The sequence below is a fragment of the Rhizobium sp. OAE497 genome (genome assembly GCF_040546565.1).
Taxonomy (GTDB): Bacteria; Pseudomonadota; Alphaproteobacteria; order Rhizobiales; family Rhizobiaceae; genus Rhizobium.
Genome location: NZ_JBEPOA010000001.1, coordinates 2545821 through 2558745, shown reverse-complemented (window position 1 = coordinate 2558745; position 12925 = coordinate 2545821). Strand labels below are relative to the sequence as shown.

The window sequence follows — 12925 nt, the reverse complement described above, 5'->3', positions numbered from 1 at the left end:
TGCAGCCTCTTTGTGCCCTCGCAGACAGACGGACTTTCCATGAACACCATTGCCTCGGAGCTTGCCGCCAGCATCCGCTCCATTACGGACTATCCCAAGCCCGGCATCATCTTTCGCGACATCACCACGCTGCTCGGCAATCCGCGCGCCTTCCGCCGCGCCGTCGACGAGCTGGTGCAGCCCTATGCGGGCCTGAAGGTCGACAAGATCGCCGGCATGGAGGCGCGTGGCTTCATTCTCGGCGGCGCCGTGGCGCACCAGCTGTCGGCCGGCTTCGTGCCGATCCGCAAGAAGGGCAAGCTGCCGCACGAGACCGTGCGCATCGCCTACAGCCTGGAATATGGCGTCGATGAAATGGAAATGCATCGCGATGCGGTGCAGCCGGGCGAGAAGGTCATTCTCGTCGACGACCTGATCGCCACGGGCGGCACGGCCGTCGGCGCGACCAAGCTCTTGCGCCAGATCGGCGCCGAAGTCGTCGGCGCCTGCTTTGTCATCGACCTGCCGGATCTCGGCGGCCGCAAGAAGCTCGAAGAGCTCGGCGTGGATGTTCACACACTGGTGGAATTCGCCGGGCATTAATCACCCGGCTTATCCTATTCGAACTCGAGAACGCTGCTTTCGAAGCGGATGACCGGGACGCCGTCCTGGTTGATGCCTTCGTTGAGAATCTTGTTCAGATGCCAGCCTGGGCGCGATGCGAGCGGGCGGCTGGAGAGGAAGGTCACCGAATAGGTGATCGTCTCATCGACGAAGACGGGCTTCAGCCATTGCAGCTTCTCGAAGCCGGGCGAGGGGCCGAGCTTCGGGGCCGCAAGCCCCTCCTTCGCAAGGCGCATGCTCTGCGCCATCCAGTAATCCAAGAAAGTCCGCATCCAGGCGGCGCAATTGTGCCAGCCGGAGGCGCAGAGATCGCCGAACAGCGTGTGCTTTGCGGCCTCACGATCGACATGGAAGCGCTGCGGATCGAAGCGGGTGGCGAAATGGACGATCCGCTCTTCGGTGAAGGTGTAGCTGCCGATCTCGATCTTCTGGCCGACGGTGTAGAGCTCGGTCATCCTCATGCGCGCGTCTCCCCCGCTTCGCGGGTGCTGAACATGATCCAGTTCTCGGAATAGCAGACGAGCTCGCCGCTCTGGTTTTCGATCTCGTGCTTGAAGCGGGCAATGCCGATGCCGGGGCGCGAGCGCATCAGCCGGGATTCTAGCACGATCGAGCGGCCGGAGAGCGTATCACCGGCCAGCACCGGCTTCTTCCATTCCATCAGATCGGTGCCCGGGGCGCCTTGCGAGTAGGAATTCAGCAGGTAGCCCTCGGCCATCATCCGCATGAACAGCGCCGACGTATGCCAGCCGGAAGCGGCGAGACCGCCAAGGATGCTGGCCTTGCCGGCGGCCTCGGACGTATGCATCGGCTGCGGGTCGAATTCGGTGGCGAACTCGATGATATCTTCGGCTGTCACCGGAATCGGGCCGAGCGGAAAGCTACGGCCCGGTTCGAAGTCTTCAAATGCTAGCTTCATTTCGCTTCGCCCTCCCAGCGATCGCGCGAACGCCTGCTAAAGCGCGGACGCTTACGTGTTGAAGCGGAAGTGGATGACGTCGCCGTCGGCAACGATATATTCCTTGCCTTCGTCGCGGCCCTTGCCTGCTTCCTTGGCGCCGACTTCACCCTTGAAGTTGATGTAGTCGTCGTAGCCGATGGTGAAGGCGCGGATGAAGCCGCGTTCGAAATCGGTGTGGATGACGCCGGCGGCCTGCGGGGCCTTGGTGCCGCGCACGATCGTCCAAGCGCGCGTTTCCTTCGGACCGACGGTGAAATAGGTGATCAGGTCGAGCAGGTGGTAACCGGCGCGGATCAGGCGGTCGAGACCGGCTTCCTCGAGGCCGAGCGCGGAGAGGAATTCCTTGGATTCTTCTTCCGGCAGCTGCGCCACTTCGGATTCGATCGCGGCTGAGATGATGACACATTCGGCGCCCTGCTTCTCCGCCATTTCGGCGACGGCCGTGGTGTGCTCGTTGCCGGTGGAGGCGTCGGACTCGGCGACATTGCAGACGTAGAGGACCGGATGCGAGGTCAGGAGGTTGAGGCCCTTGAGGATCTCGATTTCCTCGGGCGCCAGCGTCTTCAGGAGAAGACGGGCGGGCTTGCCCTCGTTGAGGAGCTTGACCACGGCTTCCATGATCGGCAGTTGCGCCACGGAATCCTTGTCCTTGCTGGCGGCGCGCTTGCGAGTCTGCTCGACGCGGCGCTCCAGGCTTTCGAGGTCGGCGAGCATCAGCTCGGTCTCGATCGTGTCGGCGTCTCCAACCGGATTGATGCGGCCTTCGACATGGGTGATGTCGTCGTCTTCGAAGCAGCGCAGCACATGCACCACGGCATCGACTTCGCGGATGTTGGCGAGGAACTTGTTACCGAGACCTTCACCCTTCGAGGCGCCGCGCACGAGGCCGGCGATATCGACGAAGGAGATGCGGGTCGGGATGATTTCCTTGGAGCCGGCAATCGCCGCCAGCTTCTGCATGCGCGCGTCGGGAACGGCGACTTCGCCGGTGTTCGGCTCGATCGTGCAGAAGGGATAGTTTGCCGCCTGCGCCGCTGCCGTCTTGGTGAGCGCGTTGAAGAGGGTCGACTTGCCGACATTCGGCAGACCGACGATACCGCATTTGAAGCCCATGGCTGAATGTCCGTATTCGCTGAAATCGTTGCCTTGCCTATGGGGGAATGGCGCCCCGCGGTCAAGCTTTTTCGCGCCAATCTCGGCCCGTGTGGCGGGTCTTTCCCTTGAACCCGTGTGCGGCGATGCAATATAATAGGGGTAGCGCGAGGCTTCCCCCTGTCATTGATGATGGACTTCCGATGAGTGACAACGATATTGCGTTGAAGCCTAAAACCAAGGCCAAGCCGAAGCTCGACCGGCCGAAGCTCTACAAGGTTATCCTGTTCAACGACGACTATACGCCGCGCGAGTTCGTCACGATGGTGCTGAAGGCGGTGTTCCGGATGAGCGAGGAGGCGGGATATCGGGTGATGATGACGGCGCATAAGCTGGGGTCGAGCGTCGTCGTGGTCTGCGCCAAGGATATCGCCGAGACCAAGGTCAAGGAGGCGATGGACTATGCCAAGGAAGCGGGTTTTCCGCTGATGCTGACGGCCGAACCGGAAGAATAGTTGGCGATCTCTTAACCAGTCCTCTTCATTCGATCTCCGCTGTTTTGCCGCAGGATGGGCGAAACGAGGAGGCGCTCATGCCTGCTGAAGCGGCGACCTGGCATTATTTCGTGGCGGCGGCGATCTTTGCGCTGCTCGGCGCCATCGGCCATGTGTGCCGGGCGGTGTTCAACGTGCTGCCGGATCGCATCACGGACCGGCCGCTGATGGATCTGCCGCTTTCCAGCGGCTACAACCTTCCCGATCTGCTGTTCGGCACCGAATATGATGACAACGGCTACTACCGGCTCGACAGCCTGAAGAATTTCCGGATCTCGGTGATGCTGAGCACGGTCGGCGGTCTGCTGGTCATGCTGTTTTCGCCGGGAGCCTCGGGCGCGATTGCCTGGATGATCGACAGCGGTTTTTCGGCGCTGTGGAACCTCTTTCTCTACCGGCTGCACAGCATCGGCCTATAGGCGTCAGCGGCCGGCGGGGCGGCGGACCTGATAGCCGGTCTTGTCCTGCGTGAAGCCGCAGTTCTCGTAGAAGCGCAGGGTCGCCGGTGTTTTCGAGCCGGTCAGCAGCATCACCTTGTAGCAGCCGGCCCGCCAGGCGGTTTCGATCGCATGGGCAATCAGCGCAGCGCCGTAGCCCTTCTTGCGATGGGCCGACAGCGTCACGACGTTCTCGATCAGCGCGTAGGGGGCGCCTGCGCGCGTTAAGTTGGGGATGACCGACAGGGTGACGGTCGCCGCCGCTTCCTCACCGGAAAAGCCGATGAAGATCTGCATGCCCGATTGGGCGAGGATGGCATCCATCTGCTTTTTGGCGATCGCTGGTTCCACCGGCGGATCGGACGGGTTCAGTTCGGCATAGAGCGCGAGCAGGGCGGCGAGGTCGCCGGCCCCGGCGCTGCGAATGGCCAGCGCTTCACTCATGGGATCAGTCGCCCTTGTTGCCGAGCAGTTTCTTCAGCATCTCGGCCATCGGGCCGGTGGCCGGCAGGATCTTCGGCTGATTGTGGTTGCGGGCCTGATGGATATGGGATTTCGCCACCGGCTTCTTCTCGGCCTTCGGCTTTTCCTCTTCCGCCTTGCCGCCGACGGCGAGCGCCAGCTTGTTCATCAGCTGTGAATCCTCATTGCGCACCAGCATGCCGGCATTATCGGCCAGGGCGTCGAGAAGCGGCTCCAGCCAGCTCTGGTCGGCCTTGGCGAAGTCGCCGAGAACATGATGCTGCACCATTTCCTTGACACCGGGATGACCGATGCCGAGGCGCAGGCGGCGGTATTCGCGGCCGCAATGGGCGTCGAGCGATTTGATGCCGTTATGGCCGCCATGGCCGCCGCCGGTCTTCAGCCGCGCCTTGCCGGGCGCCAGGTCGAGCTCGTCATAGATGGCGACGAGATCGGAAGGCTGCAGCTTGTAAAAGCGCATGGCTTCGCCGACGGATTCGCCCGAGAGGTTCATGTAGGTCTGCGGCTTGATCAGCAGCACCTTCTCGCCCTCGAGCTCGCCTTCGGCGATCTCAGCCTTGAACTTTTTCGACCAGGGCGAAAAGCTGTGGCGGCGGTAGATGGCATCGAGCGCCATGAAGCCGATATTGTGCCGGTTGCCGGCATATTTGCTACCGGGATTGCCGAGACCCGCGATGATCAGCATAGCCAATCCATTCCTTGAAACGATGATGCCCGTTTCACCACCGCGAAACGGGCACGAAGTCAAGCGCTAAGGGGCGAATGCGCCTCAGTGCAGCAGGGTGAGGCCGTATTTCTGGAAGATCTGTCGCTGCGTGCCGTCGGCGATCAGCTTGTCGAGAGCGACCTGCATCCTGCGCCTGAGATCGTCGGGGAAATCCTTCTGGCAGGCGATGCCCATCGGCTGGGTCGACAGCACCGTCACCATCTCCAGCGGCTGTTCCTGCTTCAGCTTGTCGAAATAGAGCTCGGAGATCGGCATCATGTCGATGCGGCCGCCCAGCAGCTTGCGCAACGTCGCGTTGAAGTCGCTGGCGACGTCGAGCTTGGTGAAGCCCTTCTCCTTCAGCGTCGTCTCCGTATAGTCCTCGCGCTGGGTGCCTACCGTATATTGCTTTGCCTCGTCGAGCGTATCAGCCTTGACGCCGGAACCGGTCTTGGTGATCAGGATGTTGCGGTCGACGAGCAGGGGCTCGATCCATTTGAACAGCGGATCGCGGGTGCTGTTATGGGCGGTGGCGAAGACGCAGGTCATCGGCGTCGTCTGCGCCATGCCATAGGCACGGGCCCAGGGAACCAGCTCCAGCGTATAATCGACGCCGATATCGGCCATCACCTTTTCGACCTGCTCGACGGTCGCGCCCTTGATCACCTTGCCGTCGCGGTAGTTGAACGGCGCATATTCTTCCGTGAAGAAGGACACCGTCTCGGCGGCAGCTGCTGTGGGCAACATCAGAAAGGCGAGAAGCAGCAGCTTTTTCATTCGCATGGCTCCGTCGTTGGTTTTATGAGGCACGCGCCACGAAGGGGATCACACCGCTCAGTTTCTCGATCAGCTGCGCTGCAGTCTGCGGCCTGTGGAAGAGATAGCCCTGCCCATAGTCCAGCCCCATCTGCTGCAGCGTGCGGCATTCCTCTTCGGTCTCGATACCTTCGGCAATCACAGTGCAGTTCATCTTGTGCGACAGCGTGGTGATCGCCTCGATCAGCATGCGGCTCTTGTGGCCGACATTGTCGTTGGCGTCGTTGATCGCGCGGGTGAACGACTGGTCGATCTTGATGATATCAACCGGGAAGCGATTGAGGTAGCTCAAAGACGAGTAGCCTGTGCCGAAATCGTCGAGCGCGATGCGGCAGCCGAAGCGGCGCAGCTCCGTCACGATCATGCGGATCTGCGGATTGTCGTGCATCAGCACGGCTTCGGTGATTTCGACGACGATGCGTTCCGGGCGGATGCCATGGCGGCCGAGCAGGCCGGCGAGCCGCGAGGGGAGGGCTGCCTCGAACTGCAACGGCGAGAAGTTGATCGCCAGATAGGTGTCCTGCATGCCCGAGATGCGGGAGATGCGGGCGAGGTTGGCGATCGCCTTTTCCATGATGACATTGCCGACGCGGACGATCTTGGCGGTCTCCTCGGCAACGTTGATGATCTCGGCAGGGGGCATCAGGCCCTTCTGCGGGTGGTTGAGGCGCATCAGCGCTTCGAAGCCGGCTATATTGCCATGCGTCAGGCCGACGATCGGCTGCAGATAGGCTTCGAACCAGTCTTCGGCGAGGCCTGCCTCGATGCAGCTTTCGATCTCGGCGCGGCCGCGGGCCTTGTCGAGCATGCTGGCATCGAAGAGGCGGGCGCCATTCTTGCCGTCGCGCTTCTTGGCATACATCGCCATGTCGGACTTCTGCAGCAGCTCGGAGGCATTGGCGGCGTGGCGCGGATAGATGGCGACGCCGACGCTGGCGCTGAGATGCAGGTCGGGGCCGAAGGGCGTGTCGAAGATGGTGGCGATCTGGTCGCACATGGCGCGCGCCCGCTTTTCGGCATCGGCGGCCGGCAGCAGGATGGCGAATTCGTCGCCGCCGAGGCGGGCGGCCTCATCGGACGGCGCCAGATGGGTCTTGAAACGGTCGACCAGTTCGCGCAGCGCACGGTCGCCCTCGGCATGGCCCATATTGTCGTTGATCCACTTGAAGCGGTCGAGGTCGACGAAGAGGCAGGCAAGTTCCTGGCCTGCTGCATCGGCTTCGGCAATCTTGCGGTCGAGCACGGCTTCGAAGCCCTGGCGGTTCAGGAGGCCTGTCAGGTGATCGGTGATCGCCTGGCGGTGATTGCGGTCTTCGGAGGCCTTGAGCTCGGTCACGTCGGTCATGACGGAAAGCGACAGCTTGTCAGTGCCGCCGGTGGCGGCGTTGGATTCCAGCACCAGCACGTCGATGACGCGGCCGTCGGCGCATCTGAACTTGACGGTGACGTCGAGCGCGCCTTCCTCGGCGGTGTTGCGGCGCGACAGGAAGATCTCGCGGGTATCGGCTGTCACGAGCTCGGCGAACTTGCGGCCGACAGCGTCAGTGCGGCTGTAGCCGGTGGCGACCAGCCAGTAGTCGCTGACGGCGGTGATGCGGTCTTCCTCGTCGAGCGAGAAGAGCATGGCGGGCGTCAGGTCGTAGATATCGGTGGCGCGGCGGTGGGCGAGCTTCAGCTCCTTTTCCTCGCGCTCCAGCTTGGTCTGCATGTCGTTGAAGCTGCTGGCGAGGCGGCCCATCTCGTCGCCGGACTGCCAGTCGACATGGTGGCGCGAGCCGAGCTGGCTGGTGGCCTCGATAGCGGCGATCAGGCGCATCAGCGGCTGGATGACGAAGATGCGGTTGCCGATCAGCGCACTGCCGAAGACGGCGAGCACGGCGAAAAGGAAGATCGAGATGAAGACCACTTCCTCATGCTTCAGACCGGCGAAAAGGCCGAGCTTCGGATAGTAGACGGAGATGCTGCCGAGGTTCTTCGGGCCATCGACATTGTTGTAGATGATGGCGCGCGAGACCTGCTCGAGCTCGCCGGTGAAGGACTTCGGAATGGTGCTTTGGGTGACGTCGAGCTGGCCGGACTGGTCGCGGACCTCGACCTTGACGATGGCGCCCTGGGAAACGATCGTCGCGGAGATCTGCGTGACGCTGTCTTCGTCGAGATCCCAAAGCGGCTTGGCGAGCGCCTGCGAATTGGCGACCAGCAACACGGAAATATGGTCGCGGATTTCCTTGTCGGCGCGTTCGGAGGAGAGGAAAAGGAAAAGCACGAAGAGTGGGGCTACAAATACAATTAGCGCGCCGCAAACGATCGCAAAAAACCTGTTTTCAACGGAATTATTCATTGTTCCGTTTTCTCCCGGGCCGCTTCTTCTTCGGCCGTCTCTTCTAATATACGGCGGTATGGCAATAACTTTGGGGAGAATGCTTCCATGAATGTGTTAAAGCTTGCTGAAACGGTTGTAGCCAGCAAATGAAAAGGCCCGCCTTCCGGGTGGAAAGCGGGCCTTATGCTTTACAAATTGATAGGAAGCTTATCAGGCTTCAGCGTCGCCTTCTTCGGCGGCTTCTTCGACGCCAGCTGCCGGAGCAACGATGGTGGCGATCGTGAAGTCACGGTCGATAACCGTGGTAACGCCCTTCGGCAGGGTCACTTCCGAGATGTGGATGCTGTCGCCGATCTTCTTGCCGCTCAGGTCGACATTGAAGAATTCCGGGATCGCGTTTGCCGGGCAGTGAACTTCGACTTCGTGACGAACGATGTTGAGAACGCCACCGATCTTGAGACCCTGGGACTTCTCTTCGTTGATGAAGTGAACCGGGATCTCGACGGTAACCTGCGTGTTGCCGGAAACGCGGAGGAAGTCCACGTGCATCGTGAAGTCACGAACCGGGTCGAGCTGGTAGTCCTTCGGGAGAACCTGGTACTTCTTGCCGCCGACGTCGATCGTGGCAACCGTGGTCATGAAACCGCCGGCATGGATACGCTTCGTCACCTCGTTGGTGTTGAGCGTAATAGAAATCGGGGCCTGCTTGTCACCGTAGATGACAGCGGGAATCAAACCGTTGCGGCGAAGTTCACGGGCGGACCCCTTACCAACCCGTTCGCGCGCCTCGGCCTTGAGCTCGTAAGTGTCGTGGCTCATGGCATTTCCTTTCGAGGTTATATGGAGAGTTCAAATCCGGCATCTGCCGGGCAGGAACTGGAGGTGCCTTCCGGCGGCCTCATCCGCATTGCCTCCAAGGGTGTCTGTGCGGACGCGTGCGCTATAGTCTATGTGCGGCGGAAACGCAAGCTGGGCAGGGCACAGAAGCCTCTTGCCCTTGTAGTTGTGGCTTTCTTTGGCGTGGTTGTAAAATCTGACGTTTGTTTAACCAAGGAATCGCATTCCATAAGCCAATTAATGAATCCTACCATGCGAATATCTATAGGTGATCACGGTTTCAATCTCGGTCACTTCCATGTTGCGTATCATTTCCTGCATCACAGTCGAACATAGCCTGCCGCATCTCGTCTTTGCGACGGTGATCTGCCTGCTGGGCTCAGTGCTGACGATGCGGCTTTTCAGCCGGGTACGCCGGACCGAGGGATTGCAGAAGTATAACTGGCTGTTCCTCTCGGGCTTCGTTGGCGGCTCGACGATCTGGACCACGCATTTCGTTGCCATGCTGGGCTATCAGTCGCCGGCGACCAACGGCTATGAGCCGGAACTGACCCTGCTGTCGCTGTTTATCGGTATTGCCGCTAGCGTTATCGGCTTTTCGATCGCGGCGCTGACGCCGAAGAGCGCGCTCATCGAAGCGGGCGGGGCGATCGTCGGTCTCGGTATCGCCTGCATGCATTATGTCGGGATCGCCGGTTACAAGGTTGCCGGCCACATGGTCTGGAGCGAGCCCTATGTCGTGGCGTCGCTGATTGCGGCGGCGATCTTCGGTGCGATCGCCACCAATCGCGTCGCCCGGCCGGTCACCCGTTTCTGCAAGCATGGTTCGGCGCTGGCGCTGATCCTGGCGATCGTGCTGACGCATTTCACCGGCATGGCCGGGCTGACGATCGTTCCCGACAGCGCCATCCCGGTCACCGGCGAGCTGATCTCGGTCGGCATCATGACCGGCCTGGTTCTCGCCGTCATGGTGGTCATCCTGGCGCTTGGTGCCTCCACCTATGTCATCGACCTGCAGACCAGCCAGGCGGCCGTCGAGCGCTACCGTCACCTGTCGCTGCATGATCCGCTGACCAACCTGCCGAACCGCGCGGCCTTCAACGAGCATGTCACGGCGCTGACCAAGCGCCCGAAGGACATGACGGCGAATATTGCGGTGTTGTCCTTCGATCTCGACCGCTTCAAGGAAATCAACGACGTTCACGGCCATGCGGCCGGCGATGCCGTCTTGCGCGCGGTTGCGGACCGGCTGATGCATCTGAGCAATGACATGCTGTTCGTGGCCCGCGTCGGTGGCGATGAATTCGTGGCGGTCATGAGCAAGTATTTCATCCGCGCCGATGCCACCGCGCTGGCGCAGCGGATCATCGATGTCATCGCCGAACCGGTTTCCTGGGAGGGGCAGACGCTTTCCGTCGGCACCAGCGTCGGCATCTCCACTTTCCCGGGGCAGGCGGGTACGATCGATGATCTCCTGTCGCAGGCAGATATCGCCATGTACCGGGCGAAATCGACCTCGAGCAACAGCATCTGCTTCTACGATGCATCGATGGACCAGATCTCGCGCGAGCGGAATGCGCTGGCGATGGAAATGCGCGATGGCCTGAAGCGCGGCGAGTTCGAACTCTTCTATCAGCAGCAGAACGACACGATGACGCGCGAAGTCGTCGGCTTCGAGGTGCTGCTGCGCTGGAAGCATCCGGTGCGCGGCTATATTCCGCCGATGGAATTCATTCCGATCGCCGAGCGCAACGGCTTCATTCTGGAGCTCGGCGAATGGGTGCTGCGCAGCGCCTGCGCCGAGGCTGCGACCTGGACGAACCCGCTCCGGATCGCCGTCAACGTCGCGCCGCAGCAGCTGAGCGACCACCGCCTGCCGCAGATCGTCCATGAAATCCTGCTGCAGACCGGTCTGCCCGCATCGCGGCTGGAGATCGAGATCACCGAATCCGGCATCATCGCCGACCACCAGCATGCGCTGCACGCGATCCGCCGCCTTAAGGCGCTGGGCATCAAGGTTGCAATGGACGATTATGGCACAGGCTACTCGTCGCTTTCGACGCTGCAGAGCTTCCCGTTCGACAAGATCAAGATCGACCGGGCCTTCGTCGATGGCGTCGTGACCAACAAGCAGTCGGCGGCGATCGTCCGCTCGACGCTGATCCTGGCGGCAAGTCTCGACATTCCGGTTCTCGCCGAAGGCGTCGAGAACGAGGATCACATCGACTTCCTGCGCCGGGAAGGGTGCCTGCAGGTGCAGGGCTTCCTGTTCGGCAAGCCGGTGCCGCGCGCCGGCATCGAGACCATCGTCGGTGCCGAAGCGCCCGCCAAGGTCGCGGAACCTCAACCTGAGGTTATCGTTGTGGATGACATCAAGCCCGCAGCGGCCGCCTGAACAGAAAATATCAACCCGCAGATGAGGCTGGCTTGACATCTTGCCTGCGGCAATCTCACATGCGCGCCTTCATGCGGCAACGGGAGTTTATCGAGATGCGTCACAGGCTTATCACGGCGACGAGCGCCATTGTTCTGGCTTTGGCTACGGGGGCGTCGGCGGCGGATATCAGCCATGACGGCGCCAATGCGATCCGTGACAATCTGAACCATCTCCTGCCCGGCGATATCGCCAAGAAGCAGCCTGTGACCGTCAAGCCGGCAGGCTCGCGCTACGAGATCACCTACGATTTCGCCAAGCTCCTGGACAAGGTCAAGAAGCAGGATTTCGAGATCAAGGGCCTGACGCCGTTCACGATGTTCGCAACGCCGCAGGACAGCGGCCTGTGGAACCTTGAAGGCAACAACAACTTCAACGTCACCGGCCATTTCAAGGGTCCGGACGACAAGCGCTCCGATTTCACCTATTCGATCGCCCAGATGGATTTCACTTCCGTCTTCGATCCGGCGATCAGCTACCTGCGCTCGGGTGATTTCAGCGCCAAGGATCTGAAGTTCAGCTCGACGACCGATACGGAATCCGTCAACGCCAGCTTCGCCGACATGGTCTACAAGCTGAGCTCGGCAGACAGCGCGATGGCCGGGCGCCTGGACTTTGTCGCCAATGGCCGGTTCGGGACGTTCGCCGAGCAGGTGAGCAGCAAGGACATGCCGCCGATCCAGTTTTCGGCCGACAGCCTGGATTTCAACGCCAAGGTCAATGGCATCGCTGCCAAGGACCTGAAGGAGATGGTGCTCTTCGTTCTCGATCACGCCGATCAGAAGGAACTGAGCAAGGAGAGCGAAACCAAGCTCAAGGAGATGCTCGGCAAGGCCTTTCCGCTGCTGACCTCGCTTGAGGAAACGATCACGCTCAACAATCTCGCCGTCACCAGCGCCGTCGGCAGCGGTGGCGCGAAGTCCTTCGGCTACCACTTCACGGTCGATGGCCCGAGCAATGCGACGCGCATCGGCGTCGCCATGGATGCGGCCGACGTCAAGCTCGACAGCGCGCTGATCCCGCCAGGCTACACGGCCTTCCTGCCGCAGGCGCTCGATATCCAGTTCGGCGTTCCCGGCATGGATTTCGCAGCCTTCGGCGACGAGTTCATGAAGGTCGATTTCAGCAAGGCTGCGGGTGACACCGAGAAGGCCGGCCAGCAGGCCGCCGAGAAGCTGTTCCCGGGCGGTATCCTGAAGGTCGATTTCCCGAAGATCAGCGCCAAGTCGGGCGTCTATGACGTCGAGATGTCCGGCGAGCTCGAGGGCCGCGTCGATACGCAGAAGGATTACAAGCTGCACGCCTCGATCGTGGCGCGCGACTACGACAAGACCATCGCGGCAGTTCAGGAACTGGCAAAGACCAACCCGGATCTCAACCAGGCCTCCTTCGGCCTGATGATGATCAAGGGCTTTGCCAAGCCGGATGCGGATGGCGCCCAGCGCTGGGATGTCGATGTCGCGAGCGACGGCTCCGTCAGCGTCAACGGCCAGCAGATCAAGGGACCGGATGCGCCGGCGGCTGACGAAGGCGCTGCGCCTTCCGACGAGGCTGCTCCCGGAGACGACGCTGCTCCTTCCGATGACGCGGCACCGTCCGATGAGACGGCGCCTTCGGATGAGGCAACGCCCTCCGAAGAGACCAAGCCCTGATCAAGCAAAAGGCCCGCTTCAGAGCGG

The 12925-nt window shown here is 61.4% G+C and carries 13 protein-coding genes; 5 read left to right on the top strand and 8 right to left on the bottom strand.

Annotated features, from left to right (window positions below; genetic code table 11):
• Nucleotides 1–39 precede the first annotated feature (39 nt).
• Complete coding sequence (locus ABIE40_RS13115; RefSeq protein ID WP_112719336.1) at nucleotides 40–582, top strand: adenine phosphoribosyltransferase; 543 nt, start codon at nucleotides 40–42, stop codon at nucleotides 580–582.
• Between the two features lie 14 nt (nucleotides 583–596).
• On the opposite strand, the gene ABIE40_RS13110 is transcribed toward ABIE40_RS13115, so the two are convergent.
• The 3 genes from ABIE40_RS13110 to ychF are packed head-to-tail and all read right to left on the bottom strand — an operon-like array spanning nucleotide 597 to nucleotide 2677.
• Nucleotides 597–1064, bottom strand: a complete 468-nt coding sequence (locus ABIE40_RS13110; RefSeq protein WP_130277832.1) for a MaoC family dehydratase — start codon at nucleotides 1062–1064, stop codon at nucleotides 597–599.
• A complete protein-coding gene (locus tag ABIE40_RS13105) occupies nucleotides 1061–1522 on the bottom strand; it encodes a MaoC family dehydratase (protein WP_199627096.1) in 462 nt (153 codons plus the stop codon). Before ABIE40_RS13105 ends, ABIE40_RS13110 begins: the two co-directional genes overlap by 4 nt.
• Nucleotides 1523–1573: 51 nt before the next feature.
• Nucleotides 1574–2677, bottom strand: coding sequence for a redox-regulated ATPase YchF (gene ychF / locus ABIE40_RS13100; RefSeq protein WP_199627094.1), 1104 nt, complete (start codon nucleotides 2675–2677; stop codon nucleotides 1574–1576).
• A 182-nt stretch (nucleotides 2678–2859) separates the two neighbouring features.
• Between ychF and clpS the strand changes: the two genes are divergently transcribed.
• Together clpS and ABIE40_RS13090 are read left to right on the top strand one after the other, a co-directional pair.
• Nucleotides 2860–3171 carry an ATP-dependent Clp protease adapter ClpS gene (clpS, locus tag ABIE40_RS13095; RefSeq protein ID WP_199627092.1) on the top strand — a complete coding sequence of 104 codons (312 nt, stop codon included), beginning with the start codon at nucleotides 2860–2862 and terminating at the stop codon, nucleotides 3169–3171.
• A gap of 77 nt (nucleotides 3172–3248) precedes the next feature.
• Nucleotides 3249–3629, top strand: coding sequence for a hypothetical protein (locus ABIE40_RS13090; protein ID WP_199627090.1), 381 nt, complete (start codon nucleotides 3249–3251; stop codon nucleotides 3627–3629).
• Between the two features lie 3 nt (nucleotides 3630–3632).
• On the opposite strand, the gene ABIE40_RS13085 is transcribed toward ABIE40_RS13090, so the two are convergent.
• The 5 genes from ABIE40_RS13085 to ABIE40_RS13065 all read right to left on the bottom strand — a co-directional run bounded on the left by ABIE40_RS13085 (nucleotide 3633) and on the right by ABIE40_RS13065 (nucleotide 8794).
• Nucleotides 3633–4091, bottom strand: a complete 459-nt coding sequence (locus ABIE40_RS13085) for a GNAT family N-acetyltransferase (protein WP_199627088.1) — start codon at nucleotides 4089–4091, stop codon at nucleotides 3633–3635.
• A 4-nt stretch (nucleotides 4092–4095) separates the two neighbouring features.
• Complete coding sequence (gene pth / locus ABIE40_RS13080; protein WP_199627086.1) at nucleotides 4096–4815, bottom strand: aminoacyl-tRNA hydrolase; 720 nt, start codon at nucleotides 4813–4815, stop codon at nucleotides 4096–4098.
• An 84-nt stretch (nucleotides 4816–4899) separates the two neighbouring features.
• Complete coding sequence (locus tag ABIE40_RS13075) at nucleotides 4900–5613, bottom strand: substrate-binding periplasmic protein (RefSeq protein WP_112719326.1); 714 nt, start codon at nucleotides 5611–5613, stop codon at nucleotides 4900–4902.
• A gap of 22 nt (nucleotides 5614–5635) precedes the next feature.
• Nucleotides 5636–7993 (bottom strand): EAL domain-containing protein, encoded by a 2358-nt coding sequence (locus ABIE40_RS13070; protein ID WP_199627084.1) that lies wholly within the window; start codon nucleotides 7991–7993, stop codon nucleotides 5636–5638.
• Nucleotides 7994–8185: 192 nt separating this feature from the next.
• Nucleotides 8186–8794 (bottom strand): 50S ribosomal protein L25/general stress protein Ctc, encoded by a 609-nt coding sequence (locus ABIE40_RS13065; protein ID WP_112719325.1) that lies wholly within the window; start codon nucleotides 8792–8794, stop codon nucleotides 8186–8188.
• 316 nt (nucleotides 8795–9110) lie between these two features.
• Between ABIE40_RS13065 and ABIE40_RS13060 the strand changes: the two genes are divergently transcribed.
• Both ABIE40_RS13060 and ABIE40_RS13055 read left to right on the top strand, forming a co-directional pair.
• Nucleotides 9111–11207 (top strand): putative bifunctional diguanylate cyclase/phosphodiesterase, encoded by a 2097-nt coding sequence (locus tag ABIE40_RS13060; protein ID WP_199627078.1) that lies wholly within the window; start codon nucleotides 9111–9113, stop codon nucleotides 11205–11207.
• 95 nt (nucleotides 11208–11302) lie between these two features.
• Complete coding sequence (locus ABIE40_RS13055; RefSeq protein ID WP_199627076.1) at nucleotides 11303–12898, top strand: hypothetical protein; 1596 nt, start codon at nucleotides 11303–11305, stop codon at nucleotides 12896–12898.
• Nucleotides 12899–12925: the final 27 nt, after the last annotated feature.